The organism is Vibrio sp. SCSIO 43135, from assembly GCF_023716665.1.
GTDB lineage: Bacteria > Pseudomonadota > Gammaproteobacteria > Enterobacterales > Vibrionaceae > Vibrio > Vibrio paucivorans.
Window position 1 is genome coordinate 215,422 of record NZ_CP071859.1, and the last position, 17,311, is coordinate 232,732.

Consider the following 17,311-nt stretch of genomic DNA (forward strand, 5'->3'; position numbering starts at 1 on the left):
ATCATGGACATTCTACATCATGGAGCGGTAAATGGTGTCACGGGATCGTGTCATCAGCTCATTATTGATAGACAAAATAGCTTACTTGTCGATTGCGGTTTGTTTCAAGGGGCGGAAACATCAGGCCGTGACGAGAATGAACTGCTGTCCATAGAGTTTGATATCTCGACAGTAAAAGCACTGCTGGTGACTCACTGCCATATCGATCATGTTGGCCGCATTCCTTATATACTGGCGGCAGGTTTTGATGGACCTATCATTGCTACAGAAGCAACAGCTGCATTGTTACCTATGGTGATCGAAGATGCATTAAAAGTAGGTGTTACGCGCAACCGCTCGATTATTGATGCGTGTTTAAAGCGTCTTAATCATCAACTGGTCGCTGTGCCTTATAAGCAGTGGTGGAATGTAAGCCTAAACGGTAATGTGAAAACTAAGGTGAAGTTTCAACCAGCGGGTCATATCTTGGGTTCTGCTTATATTGAAGTGGATGTTCAACTTGAGAGCCAGCCCAGTAAACGGATAGTATTTTCTGGTGATTTAGGGGCAACTTATTCGCCCTTACTCGCCGCGCCGAAAAGCCCTTATAAAGCCGATGTTGTGGTGCTCGAGAGCACTTATGGTGATAAAAATCACCAAAATCGCCGCGATAGAGTCAAAAGCTTAGAGCGAGTATTAACAAAAGCGGTCTCGGATAACGGCGTAGTGATTATTCCTGCTTTTAGTATCGGCCGAACTCAAGAGCTGCTTTATGAGCTAGAGCATATCGTATCTCACTCTGCCAACGAAAAGCTCAATGAGATTGAAGTGATTGTAGACTCCCCTATGGCAGCGAAATTCACTACTTTCTATCAACAGTTTCAATCTCTCTGGGATGCAGAGGCCAAGTGCCGTGTAAAGCATGGCCGTCACCCATTGAACTTTGACAGTTTATATACTGTTGATTCCCATCAAGAGCATCTCCAAACGATTGACTACCTGGCTAATCGAGATAAACCAGCGATTGTAATTGCGGCAAGTGGTATGTGTAGTGGTGGCCGAGTCGTCAACTACCTCAAACGGTTTCTCGATAAACCATCTGCCGATGTGCTATTTGTAGGCTATCAGGCACAGGGAACGCTTGGCCGAGATATTCAAAAATACGGCTCTCGTGGTGGCTACGTTTTCATTGAAGGTGAAAAGCGCTATGTCAAAGCTGGAGTTCATACCATTTCTGGTTATTCAGCTCATGCAGATCAAAACAACTTGGTCAACTTTGTGAAACGTATACGCCATCAGCCACAAAAAGTGGTTTTAGTTCATGGTGATGATGAGGCCAAAACTATCCTTAAAGAGAAGATAGAAGCGGTGGGAATCACTGCGACTATTGGTGTTTAGGTTTTGAACCTTTATACTGCTAGCTTCTATTTCTATTGTTACTTGAGAGCCTCTAACAAGGCGATTAGCACCTCAAGTTAACCGAATGCTTGTTATGATCCAACTTCAAAACCTGACTAAATATTACCCTTCTGATTTAGGTAACCAATATATATTTCAAGACATTGATTTTACCTTCCCAGAAGGAAGGAATGTCGCCTTGCTCGGTTCCAATGGTGCTGGTAAATCAACTCTATTTCGAATCATTGCGGGGAGTGAGTATCCTAATTCAGGTAAAGTGATCACCGATAAAGCCATTTCTTGGCCAGTTGCGTTAGCAACGGGTATACATCCCCAGATGACTGGACGCGAAAATACCCGTTTTATCGGTCGAGTGAATGGTGTGGCCAACCTTGATGAATACGAACAAAAAGTTCGAGACTTCGCCGAGCTGGGGATTAAGTATGATTTACCGGTAAAAAGCTATTCAAGTGGTATGCGTTCTCGCTTAGCGTTTGGCTGCTGCGTTGCGATTGACTTTGATATCTACTTAATTGACGAAGCAACCTCGGTAGGTGACCAAAAATTTCGTAAAAAAGCTAAACAGGCATTGTTGAATAAAAGTAAGACAGCTAGTGTGATTATGGTCAGCCACGATATGAAAGAGATACGCCAGTTTTGCGATAGTGCGATCATCCTCCACAAGGGCTCGCTACAATTTTATGATGATCTAGAAGAAGCATTAGATGTATATAAACAACTTTAACCAGGAACTGCTGAAACCAACCAATAGTTTCGGCCAATACTGTAATGCCTGACTTTTTTTCTGCGTATTTTGTCCTTACTGCATTTGCTTTAACCATCGTTGGACTTATAAAGTTTCAAGCTCAGCCGGAGCGTGTGTTTGGCGTCTTGCTTCTTGTTTTGGTCGCAACTGGAATGGTGACTAATGAACAAGTTGTTGCAAGCTTTGCCAATCAAGGTGTTCTAACCTTAGTACTGCTCATGGTTTGTTCGCTTGCGCTAGAGAAAACTAAATTGTTGCGCAAGGTTGCCAGTTATGTGGTGCGCCCAAGCTATCGTCGTTCCTGGTTGAATTTATTTGCTTTTAGTACTCTATCTTCCGCTGTTTTGAACAATACTGCTGTTGTCTCTGCGATGTTAGCGCCGATCCGCGCTAATCCGCATCATCCTGCTAGTAAGTTACTGATTCCTTTGTCTTACGCCGCTATATTGGGTGGGACACTTACGCTTGTGGGCACTTCAACCAATTTGATTGTTAATTCGATGGTGGTGGAGTCGGGACTACCTAGCATAGGTTTTTTTGATTTCACTCTAGTAGGAAGTCTACTGGTATTGGGCTGCGGCGCGGTTCTGTTTTTTTGTTGTCGTTGGTTGCCTAAGAGAGCAGAAGAATATAAGACAGTAGCGGATTACTTCATAGATACAAAAGTGATGAAGGGATCAACGTTAATCGGGCGAAGTGTCGAAGAAAATGGCTTAAGACATCTAGAATCTCTCTTCTTGGTAGAGGTCCAGAGACATGGGAAGTTAATTTCTCCGGTAACCCCAGCAGAAGTTTTGCAAGAAGGCGACAGATTGCTTTTTAGTGGTGATGTAAAAAAAATCACGCTATTGAATCAGTTTTCAGGCCTGAAGTCGTTTGCTAATGAAAACGGTTTACCGCTTGATAATTTGTCTGAAGTGATTGTACGGCCGGAAAGCGTGTTGGTCGGAAAAACATTAAAGCGAGCTGGGTTTCGTGCACTTTTTGATGCAGCGGTTGTGGCCGTTAAACGAGATGGTGACTCTATTTCGGGTAAATTAGGTGAGGTAGTATTACAGCCTGGTGATAACCTCGTATTAGCAGTTGGTAAAGATTTTAAATCACGACACAACCTCGGTAAAAACTTCTTTTTTGTTAGCGGAGTAGAAACAGAGGCCACTCTGAGTGATAAACAAGAAGTTTTTGCTGTATTCGGCTTTGTGATTTCAATAGCCCTTTCGGCAGCGGGTTTTGTTTCACTGTTCAAAAGTTTGCTGTTATTTTTAGGAATATTACTCTTTTCTAAAACTCTGAAACCAAACGAAGTACTGCAGCGATTACCCACTCAAATATGGCTTATTATCTCATCGGCTTTGTTGCTTTCGTATGCGTTGTCTAACAGTCAAGCTACTTCGCTGTTGGATTCTGTAATTCTTGGTAACCAAGATATGTTTAGCCCCCTTATTGGTTTGTGTATTGTCTATATCGCAACTTGGTGGCTTACTGAACTTGTTACCAATAACGCTGCGGCCGCTTTGATGTTTCCAATAGCAATGGGATTGGCTGATAGCCTGAATGCAGAGCCTATGGCTTATATCATGGTCGTGGCATTTGGTGCGAGCGCTAGCTTTTTGAGCCCTTATGGTTATCAAACCAATTTAATGGTTTTTAACGCAGGGCGTTACAAGATTGCTGACTTCTTGAAAGTGGGTTTTCCTGTAAGTGTGGCTTATGGTGTAATTACCATTTTAAGTATCTCGCATTTATATAATGTTTAAATTCTATTCGTTACGTATATGTAACGAGATTTGAAACTAAAAGAGCATTTTCGTAAGCAGTTTAGTAAACTGTTGCACAATTGAACAAATGGAAGATGGAAATGAAGATTTCACCGGAACGTATGACTCACTTAAAGCAGTTAGAAGCTGAGTCCATTCATATTATGCGCGAAGTCGCGGCAGAGTTTGATAACCCAGTAATGCTTTACTCAGTGGGGAAAGACTCTTCTGTAATGCTGCACCTTGCAAAGAAAGCATTTGCACCAGGTATTCCTCCATTTCCACTAATGCACGTTGATACAACGTGGAAATTTAAGGAAATGATTGAGTTCCGTGATTACATGGCAAAGAAACTGGGTATGAAGTTGATTGTTCATCAAAACCCAGAAGGGCTAGCGATGAACATTAGCCCGTTTGTGCATGGTAGTTCGAAACATACCGATATCATGAAGACGCAAGGCTTGAAGCAAGCTTTAGATAAGCATGGTTTTGACGCTGCATTTGGTGGTGCTCGCCGTGACGAAGAAAAATCTCGTGCTAAAGAGCGCGTATACTCATTCCGTGATGAGCATCATCGTTGGGACCCGAAAAACCAACGCCCTGAGCTATGGAATATCTACAACGGTAAGGTCAACAAAGGCGAAAGTATTCGAGTTTTCCCGCTGTCTAACTGGACAGAGCTGGATATCTGGCAATATATCTACCTAGAAAGCATTGAAATCCCAAGCTTGTATCTGTCTGCTAAACGCCCTGTTGTGGAACGTGATGGTATGTTGATCATGGTTGATGATGAGCGTATGGAGCTTGAAGAAGGTGAAGTTGTTCAAGAAAAAATGGTTCGTTTCCGTACCCTTGGCTGTTACCCATTAACAGGCGCAGTTGAGTCTGAAGCGACCACATTGCCAGAAATCATCCAAGAAATGCTGCTGACCACCACATCAGAGCGTCAGGGTCGTGCAATTGACCATGATAGTGCGGGCTCGATGGAGAAGAAGAAGCGCGAAGGTTACTTCTAATGAACGTGCCTTACGAGCGAAAAGAAAACGAATCGGTCAGCGATGATGTTGTGTGGCACAACACTACAGTTACTCATCAGGATAGAGTTCAACTTAAAAAGCAGCAGCCAGTGGTTTTATGGTTTACCGGCCTAAGTGGTTCAGGTAAATCGACAGTAGCGAATGCTGTAGAAAGCAAATTACTTAGCCTTGGCAAGCACAGTTACTTGTTAGATGGTGACAATGTTCGTCACGGATTAAACAAGGATTTGGGCTTTAGTGACGCCGATCGTGTTGAAAACATTCGTCGTATTGGTGAAGTCGCCAAGTTGTTTGTAGATTCTGGCGCTATTGTTCTCACAGCGTTTATTTCTCCTTTTATTTCAGATAGACAGCAAGTACGTGACTTGTTGGATGACTCGCAGTTTTTGGAAGTCTTTATCGATACTCCAATAGAAGTGTGTGAGTCGCGTGATCCTAAAGGTTTATACAAGAAAGCGCGAGCAGGTGAGATTAAGAACTTTACCGGTATTGATTCGGAGTATCAGGCTCCAGTAAATCCAGAAATTCATGTAAAAACGGCGGATTGCACAGTGGAAGAGTGTGCAGAATTGGTAGTTCGTGCGTTGCAAGATAAAGAATATATTTAAGGAATAATACGATGTCTCATAGTTCTGAGCTAATCGCGCAAGATATTGAAGCGTATCTAAAAGTTCATGAAAACAAAGACCTTCTTCGTTTTTTAACCTGTGGTAATGTTGATGACGGCAAATCGACACTGATCGGTCGTCTTCTATTTGATAGTAAGCTTATTTATGAAGACCAAATGGCTGCTATTGAAAAGGACTCTCAAAAATTCAACACCACTGATGAAGATTTTGACCTTGCATTATTGGTGGATGGTCTACAATCGGAGCGTGAGCAAGGTATTACCATCGATGTTGCTTACCGCTACTTCTCGACCGACAAACGTAAGTTTATCATTGCCGACACTCCAGGGCATGAGCAGTACACTCGTAACATGGTAACGGGTGCCTCGACTTGTGATCTTGCTATCGTGATGGTGGATGCTCGCCATGGTATCCAAACTCAAACTCGCCGCCATAGTTACATTTGTAGCCTGTTAGGTATTAAGCACATTATCGTTGCTATCAACAAAATGGATTTGATGGATTACAGCCAAGATGTGTATCAAAAGATCAAATCTGATTATCGTGAAATGGCTGAAAACTTCGATATCGACGATATTCGTTTTGTGCCAATCTCTGCATTGAAAGGCGACAACGTAGTAACACCAAGTGAGCAAATGGACTGGTACCCAGGCGCAACGTTGATGAAACTACTGGAAACGGTGAAAATTGATCAAGATAAAGACCTCGATCATATGCGCTTCCCGATTCAATATGTCAATCGTCCGAATTTAAACTTCCGTGGTTTCTGCGGAACGCTAGCATCTGGCCTCGTTCAAGTTGGCGACGAAGTCACAGCTTTACCATCTGGTAAAACATCTGTGGTGAAGAGCATCTATACTCATGATGGCGAACTGAAACAGGCTCAGCCAGGTCAAGCGATTACTCTGACCTTGGAAGATGAAATTGATGTGTCACGCGGTGATATGCTAGTGCATACTGGGCATGAACCAACGGTGACGAGTAAGCTAGATGCTCACATTGTTTGGATGGACGATACGCCACTTCGCACTCATAAAGAGTATATTTTCAAGTTTGCGACTAAGTCCTGTACGGGTAAAGTGTCTGAACTGAAACACAAAGTGGATGTGAATACGCTCAAAGAGCATGCTGAAGGTAGTGAAACGTTAGATCTTAACGAGATTGCTCTTACCAACGTATCTTTGACAGACAAAGTCGCGGTTGATGAGTATCGTGCTCTGCCTCAAACGGGCTCGTTTATCGTTATTGATCGCTACTCAAACGTTACGGTTGGTGCTGGTATGGTCAGCTCAACTTCTGTGGCAAATGAGCAGGGTGCTCAGCGAGAATATTCATCAGCTGAAAAAGAACTCAATGCTTATATCCGCAAGCACTACCCTGAATGGGGCTGTAGCGAGGTTTAATCGTTAATTCTATGTATAGAGCAGCTTCGGCTGCTCTTAGATTATTTATAAGTAGACTCTATTAATGCAGATATTCTTATATGTACTGTTGGCAGCGTCGGTTTCAACAATCTCGTTGGTGCTGTTAAGAGGGTTGGCAGTAAATATAAAACTTGTCGATGTGCCGTGTGAGCGAAAATCTCATAATGGTCACGTTCCACTGGTTGGTGGTGTTGCGACTTTATTTGGGGTGATCGCAGTTGCTATTGCTCAAAGTGGCAGTAGTTTCTACCAAATGGAGTACATAGTATTTAGTTGTATATTAGTCTTGGTTGGACTAATAGATGACAAACTCGACATTAGTGCGACTTTCCGGTTGATTATACTGATGTTGTTGTCCACTTGGTTAGTTGAGAAAGAAGGATTATCCCTTTCGTATTTAGGTGACCTCTTTGGTACGGGGAACATCTATCTTAGTCAAGGAGCCTTAGCTTTTACTACAATAGCAGTAATTGGCTGTGTAACAGCATTTAACATGGTAGACGGCATTGATGGGCTTTTGGGTATGCTGGCAGCCTGTACTATTGCTAGTTTAGGTCTATTATTCTATTTGTCTGGGCAACACACCTTGGCTTTGTTTTGTTTAACCTTTATTGCCGCTATGTGTCCGTATGTAGCATTTAACTTGGGTCTTAAAGTTAAATCCAAATATAAGGTGTTTATGGGGGACTCTGGCAGCTTCCTTGTGGGCTTTACCATTATTTGGCTATTGGTATTTGCAACTCAAAATATCAATGGTTATTCCAGTCATCTGGCGATGCGACCAGTCACTGCTCTTTGGATTATCGCAATCCCATTAATGGACATGGCGCTAGTGATGATCAAACGGGTTTTAAAAAAGCAGTCTCCTCTTAAAGCGGATCGTACGCATATTCATCATGTGTTGATGCTAGCAGGCAACTCTCCTCGAAAAACGCTCTTTATTGTGACGGCCTTGGCTTGCGCTCTAGCGTCGATTGGCTTGATAGCTGAGGTGAATCAGGTTGAGGAGAGCAAAATGTTTGCTGCTTTCTTACAGGTTTTCGTTGTATACGGAATTGCTAATATTGTTTTAGAAAAACGCGCTAAGCAAAAGTCTGCAAACTACATGGGCTAGAAACTTCTCAACACCGCTTCCACTTAACCTCTCACTCTGAGACTTTAATGTATCGAAACCTTTCCTTGTGTTTAGCGCTTTCGCTAGGCACCTCTTCGGCTTTTGCTGAAGTGAAACCTTTATTTGAAACGCCTGAAGATATGGAACCCACTTGGGTTGATAATATCTTGGAGCATTTTGGCGCTGATGGTGAATTCGACGATAGCAAGTCAATTGATATGAGCTATCTACCCACAGCTTATTACACGCCTGAGAAAAAGTTTGGCGTTGGTGTGTTAATGGTTGGGGTGTATGACCTTGAAGACCAAATAGACAGTCAGCCTTCCTCTCTAGTGGTGAATTCATATATCTCAATGAATCGTTCTTACGGTGTGACAATTGAGAACATGAACTATGTCAATGGTGGTAAGAATCGATTGTCCTTTGACGTAGAACTGCACAACGAAGCCGCAGTGTACTATGGCCAAGGGGTAGATGCCGGAAATACTGAACAAAACAAGCACGAGTTTGAGGAGATTGTTTACTCCTTCAAACCGATGTGGATGACTGAGCTTTCAGACAACTACTTTTTAGGCTTTGGCGGTGATGTTACTTACGCTAAAGCGGAAAATTTAGAACGTGTGGAAGGCGATGAGTCTTTCCCATCTTTGTATGAGTTGCCGAGTAATTTAAGCTCGGGCGTTTTGCTTAGCAGTATTTATGACTCTCGAGATTATCGACTTAACGCAACCAAAGGGTGGTTATTCCAGGTTGATGCAGGTTTTTACTATAACGACCATAGTGAATCGAGTTTCTCTAAATACGGTGTCGAGGTGGCGAATTATATTGCCCTTGAAAACATGCCGGGTTTGATTGCCTGGCAGGTAAAAGGGGAGTTTACTGGTGGAGACACGCCTTGGAACATGTTGCCTGATTTAGGTGGCTCTAGCGCGCTTCGTGGCCTTTACCAAGGGCAATACCGAGACGCAAATATGGCAATGGCACAAGTCGAATATCGATTACCAATCTTTCAACGTTATGGGATGGTTTTCTGGGGTGGAGCAGGTAATGTCGCTGATGAGATCTCAAACCTAAACGATGACTTGCTGACCAGTGTAGGCACTGGCTTTCGATTCAGAGTCAAAGACCGTATCAATCTGAGAGTCGATATTGGTTACGCCGAAGGGGATACTAATTTTTACTTGAACGTCAATGAGGTGTTTTAGTCGATGGGAGCACACCTTACTGGTTACCAATGGCTCTTCGCTATTTTGATTCTCTCTAGTGTTGGTCATGACGCGTTGGCATCGGAGAGTTTACCTAGTGCAGATGATGGGGCAATGCAGCTGTGTGAAAAATCATTGGAGTACGCCCTTTATCTAGGTGGTATACGAACCGGAAAAATGTCACGTGTGGAGTACTGGAAAGGCGATCAAGTTAATGCAACGAGTAAGAGTCGGGCCAGTATCTTGGGGATTGGGACTTCTTATCGGCAAGAGTCGAGCATGACATTCGATCACGATTTGCAGGCCTGGGTAACAAAATCATTCCATCAGATTGTCACCGGCTTCAAGAACCGAGATATGAAAGTGACTTTCCCTGAAGGCCCATATCGCTCAGATGTGGACTTAGATGGAGAAAAGCAAAGCTATTATAGCGATGAGATTCCGCTACGTGATCTGGATACCCTATCAGCGCAGATTCGCTTCAATCTGATTAATGGTTCAAAAGAATTTGAGTTAGTTAGGCAGGCATCGGATACCGTTGAGCCCTATCAATACACGGTGCTAGAAAGTGAAACGCTTGATCATGACAAATTCGGTAAGCTGACTTTAATTCCAGTCAAACAAGATGGAGCCGATGAGATTACCTTTTACATCGCACCTAGCCTTGATTATCAAGTCGTAAAAGCAACCTATCATGGGTTTATTTTGAACGGTGTGGCTAAATTGACAGGATTTACATCCAGTTGTAATTGAGGCTATAGCTTACACCCTTTATCCCCGCTATACTCCTTGTCTGAATTTATTGAGCCCTGCAGCCTTAAAGGCTCGTGGGTCTTAGCGAAACGTATTAACGATAAACATTGCAAGAGCACAAGATATGCAAGAGTACATTGAGTTTTTCCAACAGAATATGATCCTATCTTTAGTATGGGTTGGTCTTTTTATCGCTCTAATTATGAGCATTGTGAAGTCGTCTACAGCGGCATATAAAGAAATTACAGCGTCTGAAACTACGCTATTGATGAATCGTGAAAACGGTGTAGTAGTGGATATCCGCTCGAAAGATGAATTCAAAAAGGGTCACATTACCGATGCGGTTCACATTTTGCCTTCAGATATTAAAGCGAATAACTTGGGTAGCCTTGAAAACCACAAATCAGACCCAATCATCGTTGTATGTAAAACAGGTCAAACTGCTCAAGAGAGCGCTAACCTATTAGCGAAAGCTGGCTTTGAAAAAGTAAACCTACTGAAAAACGGTTTGGTTGCTTGGAATGAAGCTAATCTACCTCTGGTTCGCGGTAAGAAGTAATTCTTTCGCCAACGCTTTGCCTAAAAAGGCAGCGCTTAACTGAGAGAGATGTGACGCTTTGCACGTAATAGCGGTTTAACCTAGTCAAGGTATGATCTCTCGGTTAGGCTCAAGGCAGATTTAGTAAACAGAATTTAAGGATTTAACAATGGCTGAAGCAGCACCACAACAAGAAGCACAAAACTTCGCAATTCAACGTATCTTCCTAAAAGACGTTTCTTTCGAAGCGCCTAATTCACCAACAATGTTCCAAAAAGAGTGGAACCCTGATGTTAAGCTAGACCTTGACACTCAAAGCCGTGAGCTAGGTGAAGGTACATACGAAGTCGTTCTTCGTTTGACTGTGACAGTGAAGAATGCAGAAGAGACTGCTTTCCTATGTGAAGTTCAACAAGGTGGTATTTTCACTGCAGATAAAATGGAAGCAGGCCAACTGGCTCATTGTCTAGGTGCATTCTGCCCTAACATTCTATTCCCATACGCACGTGAAACTATTTCAAGCCTAGTTGTTAAAGGTACGTTCCCTCAACTAAACCTTGCGCCAGTAAACTTTGATGCATTGTTTATGAACTACCTACAGCAGCAAGCAGCTCAAGGTGAAGGCCAAGCTGAAGCGTAATTTGGACACAGTCCTAGACGCTATTCGTTGGCGTTACTGCTAGTAAATAAAATGCACAAAGCATCTTCATTACGGTGCGATGTGCATTTTTTGTTTTATCTTTATGATTAGTTATCGGGCGGAACAATGACACAATCCAATCAACCTCATGCACAAAGCGCTGACAGTGTTTACGGAAAAGAAGTCACAATGTCGGTAATCGGTGCAGGTTCTTACGGCACTTCCCTAGCGATTTCTTTGGCTCGTAATGGTGCGAATGTCGTTCTATGGGGACATGAGCCAGGGCATATGAGCAAATTAGAAGCTGACCGTGCTAACCACGAGTTTCTGCCAGGCATCGACTTTCCAGAATCGTTGATTATTGAATCAGATCTAGCCAAAGCTGTGTCTGCGAGCCGTGATTTGCTGGTGGTAGTGCCAAGCCATGTATTTGGTATTGTATTGAATAGCTTGAAGCCTCATCTTCGAGAAGATACCCGCATCTGCTGGGCGACCAAAGGTCTCGAGCCGGAAACTGGTCGCTTGCTTAAAGAAGTGGCTCATGATGCTATTGGTGAAGGTTATTCACTTGCAGTACTTTCGGGACCAACATTTGCCAAAGAATTAGCGATGGGCATGCCCACTGCGATTTCTGTTGCCTCTCCAGATGCTGAGTTCGTTTCTGATCTACAAGAGAAAATTCACTGTAGCAAAACTTTCCGTGTCTACGCCAATAATGACTTTATTGGTATGCAATTGGGTGGCGCAGTGAAAAACGTCATCGCAATCGGCGCCGGTATGTCGGATGGTATTGGTTTTGGTGCTAATGCTCGAACTGCGTTAATCACCCGTGGGTTAGCTGAAATGACACGTTTAGGAGCGGCTTTAGGTGCCGAACCTGAAACTTTTATGGGGATGGCTGGCCTAGGTGATCTAGTTTTAACCTGTACTGACAATCAGTCGCGTAACCGCCGCTTTGGTTTGGCGCTTGGCCAAGGTAAAGATGTCGATACTGCTCAAGAAGAGATTGGCCAAGTGGTTGAAGGGTATCGCAATACCAAAGAAGTGTGGCTGCTGGCTGATCGTATGGGTGTGGAAATGCCAATCGTCGAGCAAATCTATCAAGTGTTGTATCAAGGAAAAGACGCCCGTTTAGCGGCGCAAGATCTATTGGCTCGTGACAAAAAGTCTGAAGGCAAGTAGATTGGGAAGTGCGCGAGTCAACTTAGTTATGTCAGGCTCGCGATTAGGGAAGAATAAATGAAACATTGCGAAAAACAGAAAGTATGGAAAGCGATTGTTCGTGAGGCGAGAGAGCAATCTGAACAAGAGCCAATGTTGGCGAGCTTTTACCATGCGACCATCATCAAGCACGATAGTTTAGCCGCAGCGCTCAGCTATATTTTGGCGAACAAACTGAAGACTGCTTCAATGCCAGCTATGGCGGTGAGGGAAGTTGTTGAAGAAGCGTTTGCCGCAGATCCATCCATTACCGAATCTGCCGCTTGTGATATCTGTGCTACGGTTAACCGTGACCCTGCGGTCGCAATGTACTCTATGCCGCTGCTGTACCTAAAAGGTTACCATGCTCTGCAAGGTTACCGAGTTGCGAACTGGTTATGGAAACAAGGCCGTATTGCACTGGCTACCTATTTACAAAACCAGATCTCTGTAGCATGCCAAGTGGATATTCACCCTGCTGCGCGAATTGGTAAGGCGATCATGCTCGACCATGCGACAGGTATCGTCATCGGTGAAACGGCAGTGGTTGAAAACGATGTGTCTATTCTTCAGGATGTCACATTAGGTGGTACCGGCAAAGAGTGCGGCGATCGTCACCCTAAAATCCGAGAAGGCGTGATGATAGGTGCAGGGGCGAAAATACTTGGCAATATTGAAGTTGGTGAAGGTGCCAAAATTGGCTCTTGCTCCGTTGTCCTTCAACCTGTACCCGCTCATACCACCGTTGCTGGTGTGCCTGCTAAGATTGTTGGTCGTCCGAAAACGGATAAACCGTCATTGGATATGGATCAGCAGTTTAATGGCAAATCACAAAGCTTTATTGGTGGTGACGGAATCTAAACTGATACCGAGCTGTATACTTAAAGAGTTAGCGTTTTCGCTAGCTCTTTTTTGTTTCAGGTAAACCTTTTGATTCCAATAAAAAAGGCTGCCAATTGGCAGCCTAACTTTTGATTATTGTCATTTAAGACAGTGCATCAAGTTCTGTAAGCGTTTCTTCTGCCCAAGTGATCCAAGCTTGGCGAAGCAGCAGATTGCGACGAAGCGTTAAGCGCTCTAAACGCTGCTGCTTGTCTAGAGTAGCTGGGGTCGCATAGTAAGCTGTTTCAATTTCTTGATAGTGTGATACTAGCTTACGAGACTCTTCAACTAGCTCTGAAAGTTGTGTTTTAAAAGGTGCAGAGGCTTGAACGGCACAAGCCATGAGCTTAGCTGAAAACTCATCACGTACTGTTGGGTGAGCTGTAGGTTGGTCGAACCATTCACCAAGAGCGCTGCGCCCTGAATCAGTGATTGAATAAACCTTACGGTCTGGTTTGCCTTCTTGAGGCTCTAGTACACAGGTGACAAGCTCATTTTGAGCCATTTTGTTAAGCTCACGGTACACTTGCTGGTGGCTAGCTTTCCAAAAGTAACCAATGCTCGCAGAGAACTCTTTAGTAATGTCGTATCCGGTAGCATCACGAGTGCTTAAAACGGTTAGGATAACGTGTGGTAATGACATGTCTTCAATCCAAATGATCAATGATGCCAGTATCAAAAGTAACGAAGAGTATTGGAGGCGGATATCTTTTCTAAGCTAGGCTCAAACTTTCTAAGCTAGGTTTAAAGTAGATAAGGTGCGTTCAATACATGCCAGATCGTTTCTGTTGAGTGGCACAAATAAAACAATTTTGCTTAAGCGTTAAATGCACTTCTGTGGTGCTTATTTAGTTTCGTTGCTTGAAGCAATACCAACTTTATATTGTCGGTTCTGTCACCTTGGTTAAGCCGTATGTCACCTAGAGTGAGTACCTAGAGAGGTATCTAAGCTACGAGTTATGGGTATTAATTTGTTCTCGTAGTGGAGCAGTAGTATATCTAAATAATAAGCATAAAGTGGAATAGATGGCCAGTTTTGCCTAAAAAGCTGACAAAAAACTCAATAGTGGTTTTGTTATGGTTGATAGTACTGGTTTTGTGGGATCTTTTGTCTGGTTTTTGAATTTAAAATGAAGTGTTGAGCAAATTGGCAGATGAATAAAAAGTATCCATCTGCCAATTGAGCAGGCTGTTAGCCAGTATTTCGCATACCTGCGGCAATACCAGCAATCGTAACCATGAGTGCTTCTTCTAATTCAGGTGAAGACTCCTCATTTTGTCGAGTACGGTACAGCAGTTCTGCTTGTAGCATGTTCAATGGCTCAACGTAGATGTTACGCAAACGAATAGACTCTAGGCCCCATGGGTCGCTTTGCATTAGGTTCTCGTTGTTTTCCACATTCAATACAGCTTTGATGTCCTTTTGCAGTTGATCTCGTAGACGATCACCCAGTGGAAGTAATGGCTCATCAACCAGGCGCTCATCGTAGTAACGTGAAATCTCCATGTTACACTTGGTGTATACCATCTCCAGCATGCCTAAGCGAGTGGAGAAGAACGGCCATTCACGACACATTTCTTCCAGCAGCGCTTGATGTCCTTTATCGACAGAGTATTGAATCGCTTCACCAGCACCTAACCATGCAGGAAGAACAAGACGGTTTTGACTCCATGAGAATATCCATGGGATTGCACGTAAACTTTCTACGCCACCTTTTGGATTACGCTTCGCTGGGCGAGAGCCCAATGGAAGTTTACCAAGCTCAAGTTCAGGAGTGGCTTGACGGAAATATGGAACAAAGTCCGCTTCACCACGCACTACGCTGCGGTAAGACTCACAACTAACTTCAGATAGCACGTTCATTAGATCGCGCCACTCTTGTTTAGGCTCTGGTGGTGGCAGTAAGTTCGCTTCTAAGATTGCACTTGCATACAAACTAAAGCTGTTGACTGCCACTTCTGGTAAGCCAAGCTTGAAGCGAATCATCTCACCTTGTTCAGTAACACGTAGGCCACCTTTCAAACTCTTTGGCGGTTGAGAAAGTAGTGCAGCATGAGCTGGCGCGCCACCGCGGCCAATTGTGCCGCCACGGCCATGGAATAGAGTCAGCTCTACCCCTTCTTCCTCAGCAACTTTAACTAAGGATTCCATCGCATGGTATTGAGCCCAACCTGCAGACATTACACCGGCATCTTTTGCTGAATCAGAGTAGCCAATCATGACCATTTGATGATTCTGAATAAAGCCACGGTATAGGTCGATACCCATTAGCTGTTTGACTACTGATTCAGCGTTGTTGAGGTCATCCAATGTTTCGAACAGAGGACATACATCCATGCGGTAAGGACATCCTGATTCTTGCAGGAGTAAGTGAACTGCAAGGACATCGGAAGCTGTGCGAGCCATCGAAATCACATAGGCACCAAAGGCTTCTCGTGGTTGAGCAGCTACGATCTTACACGTATCCAGTACTTCCTTAACAGCTTCAGAAGGTTCCCAGTCGCGCGGGAGCAGTGGGCGCTTGGAAGCCAGCTCGTTAGTTAGGAAGGCAACTTTGTCTTGCTCACTCCACTGATCGTAGTCGCCGATACCTAGGTAGCGAGTCAACTCTGACAGTACATCGGAGTGTCGGGTGCTTTCTTGACGGATATCGAGGCGAACCAGATGCACGCCAAACGCTTTAATGCGGCGTAGAGTATCGAGCAACGAGCCATCGGCAATGATGCCCATGCCACACTCATGCAGCGATTGGTAGCACGCATATAGAGGTTCCCAAAGCTGTTCAATTTTTTGTAGCGGCGCTTTCACTGCCAGTTTTTGGCCATGAATCTTCGCGTCTAGAATGTCTTTGGTTTCTGTGAGTAGGGCACGTAACTCTTTCAATACCGCACGGTAAGGTTCATGCTCATCTTCACCAGCAAGCGCGCGTACCGCGTCGTTGCATTGTGTCATCGACAGTTCGCTAACGAGCTCATTGATATCGTTTAGGTAAAGATCTGCCGCTTTCCATCTCGAAAGTAGCATGACTTCGCGTGTGATGGTGTGAGTGACAAATGGGTTACCGTCGCGATCGCCACCCATCCAAGATGAGAAGTGAACAGGTCGTGCGTCAATAGGTAGCCCTTCACCAAGGTAGCCTTCTAGGCGTTGGTCGAGTTCACGTAGGAAATCTGGAACCGCTTCCCACAGTGAATTCTCAACCACAGCAAATCCCCACTTCGCTTCATCAAGTGGTGTAGGGCGCTGTTTACGGATAGTGTCGGAGTGCCAGCTTTGAGCAATCAATTGTTCTAAGCGTCGCTCTGTTTTACGGCGTTCTTTTTCTGATAAGTCACCCAGCTCTAGTTTTGAAAGGCACTTATTAATCTTCACTAGTTTGTGAATCATTGTGCGACGAGTAATTTCAGTTGGGTGCGCAGTTAGTACCAACTCAATATTAAGGTCGCGAACGGCCTGAGCGGTGTCTAGTTTGCTGATGTCTTGCTGGCTAAGTTTGGAGAACAGCGTGTTTAGCGCATCGGGTTCACAAACGTTAGCATCACAGTGGCGAGAAATTGTGTGGTATTGCTCGGCCATGTTGGTCAGGTTGAGAAATTGGTTGAATGCATGAGCAACTGGGGTGAGCTGTTCATTCGGCAGGCTTTTGATTTCTTCAATCAAGCTGTCGCGATCTTGTTGATTGCCTGCGAGGGCGGACTTGGAAAGTTTACGAATGGTTTCTACTTTCTCTAGAAGTACGTCACCATGTGCATCCTTGATGGTGTTGCCAAGCAAGTGTCCTAGCATGCTCACATTGCTTCTAAGAGCGGAGTATTTCTCGTTCATTGTCATCCTGCCTTGTAAAAAAATTACATCCAATGTTCCTTGTTAAGTACACAATCTAGCGAAAAGTGTTGTATGGAGTCAAATAAAGCCGTCTAAGATTGCATTTATTATGCAAGTGAGTGTTGATAAGCTTTTGAAGCAGTTAGTTTTATTGATATTGAAA

15 protein-coding genes are annotated in these 17,311 nt (G+C 44.0%); 13 read left to right on the plus strand and 2 right to left on the minus strand.

Annotation, left to right across the window (positions count from 1 at the left end; all coding sequences use genetic code 11):
• Positions 1–3: 3 nt before the first annotated feature.
• The 13 genes from J4N42_RS00990 (at position 4) to cysE (ending at position 13,301) form a co-directional block, all read left to right on the plus strand.
• Positions 4–1,377 carry an MBL fold metallo-hydrolase RNA specificity domain-containing protein gene (locus tag J4N42_RS00990; protein ID WP_252029076.1) on the plus strand — a complete coding sequence of 458 codons (1,374 nt, stop codon included), beginning with the start codon at positions 4–6 and terminating at the stop codon, positions 1,375–1,377.
• Between the two features lie 94 nt (positions 1,378–1,471).
• Entirely contained in the window at positions 1,472–2,122 is a 651-nt protein-coding gene (locus J4N42_RS00995) for an ABC transporter ATP-binding protein (protein ID WP_252029077.1), read from the plus strand.
• Positions 2,123–2,166: 44 nt separating this feature from the next.
• A complete protein-coding gene (locus J4N42_RS01000; protein ID WP_252029078.1) occupies positions 2,167–3,900 on the plus strand; it encodes an SLC13 family permease in 1,734 nt (577 codons plus the stop codon).
• A gap of 101 nt (positions 3,901–4,001) precedes the next feature.
• Positions 4,002–4,916: a sulfate adenylyltransferase subunit CysD gene (gene cysD / locus J4N42_RS01005; RefSeq protein ID WP_279348407.1), complete on the plus strand. Its 915-nt coding sequence runs from the start codon at positions 4,002–4,004 to the stop codon at positions 4,914–4,916.
• Positions 4,916–5,545, plus strand: coding sequence for an adenylyl-sulfate kinase (gene cysC, locus J4N42_RS01010; protein WP_252029079.1), 630 nt, complete (start codon positions 4,916–4,918; stop codon positions 5,543–5,545). The genes cysD and cysC overlap by 1 nt, the downstream gene beginning before the upstream one ends.
• A gap of 11 nt (positions 5,546–5,556) precedes the next feature.
• On the plus strand, positions 5,557–6,969 hold the full coding sequence (gene cysN / locus J4N42_RS01015) for a sulfate adenylyltransferase subunit CysN (RefSeq protein WP_252029080.1): 1,413 nt from the start codon (positions 5,557–5,559) through the stop codon (positions 6,967–6,969).
• Positions 6,970–7,057: 88 nt separating this feature from the next.
• Entirely contained in the window at positions 7,058–8,104 is a 1,047-nt protein-coding gene (gene wecA, locus J4N42_RS01020) for a UDP-N-acetylglucosamine--undecaprenyl-phosphate N-acetylglucosaminephosphotransferase (protein ID WP_252029081.1), read from the plus strand.
• 47 nt (positions 8,105–8,151) lie between these two features.
• The gene (locus J4N42_RS01025) at positions 8,152–9,309 is read left to right on the plus strand and encodes a BamA/TamA family outer membrane protein (RefSeq protein WP_252029082.1); all 1,158 of its coding nucleotides are present in this window, start codon (positions 8,152–8,154) and stop codon (positions 9,307–9,309) included.
• Positions 9,310–9,312: 3 nt separating this feature from the next.
• Entirely contained in the window at positions 9,313–10,062 is a 750-nt protein-coding gene (locus J4N42_RS01030; protein ID WP_252029083.1) for a hypothetical protein, read from the plus strand.
• 124 nt (positions 10,063–10,186) lie between these two features.
• On the plus strand, positions 10,187–10,621 hold the full coding sequence (locus J4N42_RS01035; protein WP_252029084.1) for a rhodanese-like domain-containing protein: 435 nt from the start codon (positions 10,187–10,189) through the stop codon (positions 10,619–10,621).
• 148 nt (positions 10,622–10,769) lie between these two features.
• Positions 10,770–11,240 (plus strand): protein-export chaperone SecB, encoded by a 471-nt coding sequence (gene secB, locus J4N42_RS01040; RefSeq protein WP_252029085.1) that lies wholly within the window; start codon positions 10,770–10,772, stop codon positions 11,238–11,240.
• Between the two features lie 126 nt (positions 11,241–11,366).
• The gene (gene gpsA, locus J4N42_RS01045; protein ID WP_252029086.1) at positions 11,367–12,422 is read left to right on the plus strand and encodes an NAD(P)H-dependent glycerol-3-phosphate dehydrogenase; all 1,056 of its coding nucleotides are present in this window, start codon (positions 11,367–11,369) and stop codon (positions 12,420–12,422) included.
• 57 nt (positions 12,423–12,479) lie between these two features.
• On the plus strand, positions 12,480–13,301 hold the full coding sequence (gene cysE, locus J4N42_RS01050; RefSeq protein WP_252029087.1) for a serine O-acetyltransferase: 822 nt from the start codon (positions 12,480–12,482) through the stop codon (positions 13,299–13,301).
• Between the two features lie 124 nt (positions 13,302–13,425).
• Here cysE and J4N42_RS01055 read toward each other — a convergent pair whose 3' ends face one another.
• The gene (locus J4N42_RS01055) at positions 13,426–13,965 is read right to left on the minus strand and encodes a PadR family transcriptional regulator (RefSeq protein ID WP_252029088.1); all 540 of its coding nucleotides are present in this window, start codon (positions 13,963–13,965) and stop codon (positions 13,426–13,428) included.
• A gap of 549 nt (positions 13,966–14,514) precedes the next feature.
• Positions 14,515–17,148 (minus strand): phosphoenolpyruvate carboxylase, encoded by a 2,634-nt coding sequence (gene ppc / locus J4N42_RS01060; RefSeq protein ID WP_252029089.1) that lies wholly within the window; start codon positions 17,146–17,148, stop codon positions 14,515–14,517.
• Between the last annotated feature and the right edge of the window lie 163 nt (positions 17,149–17,311).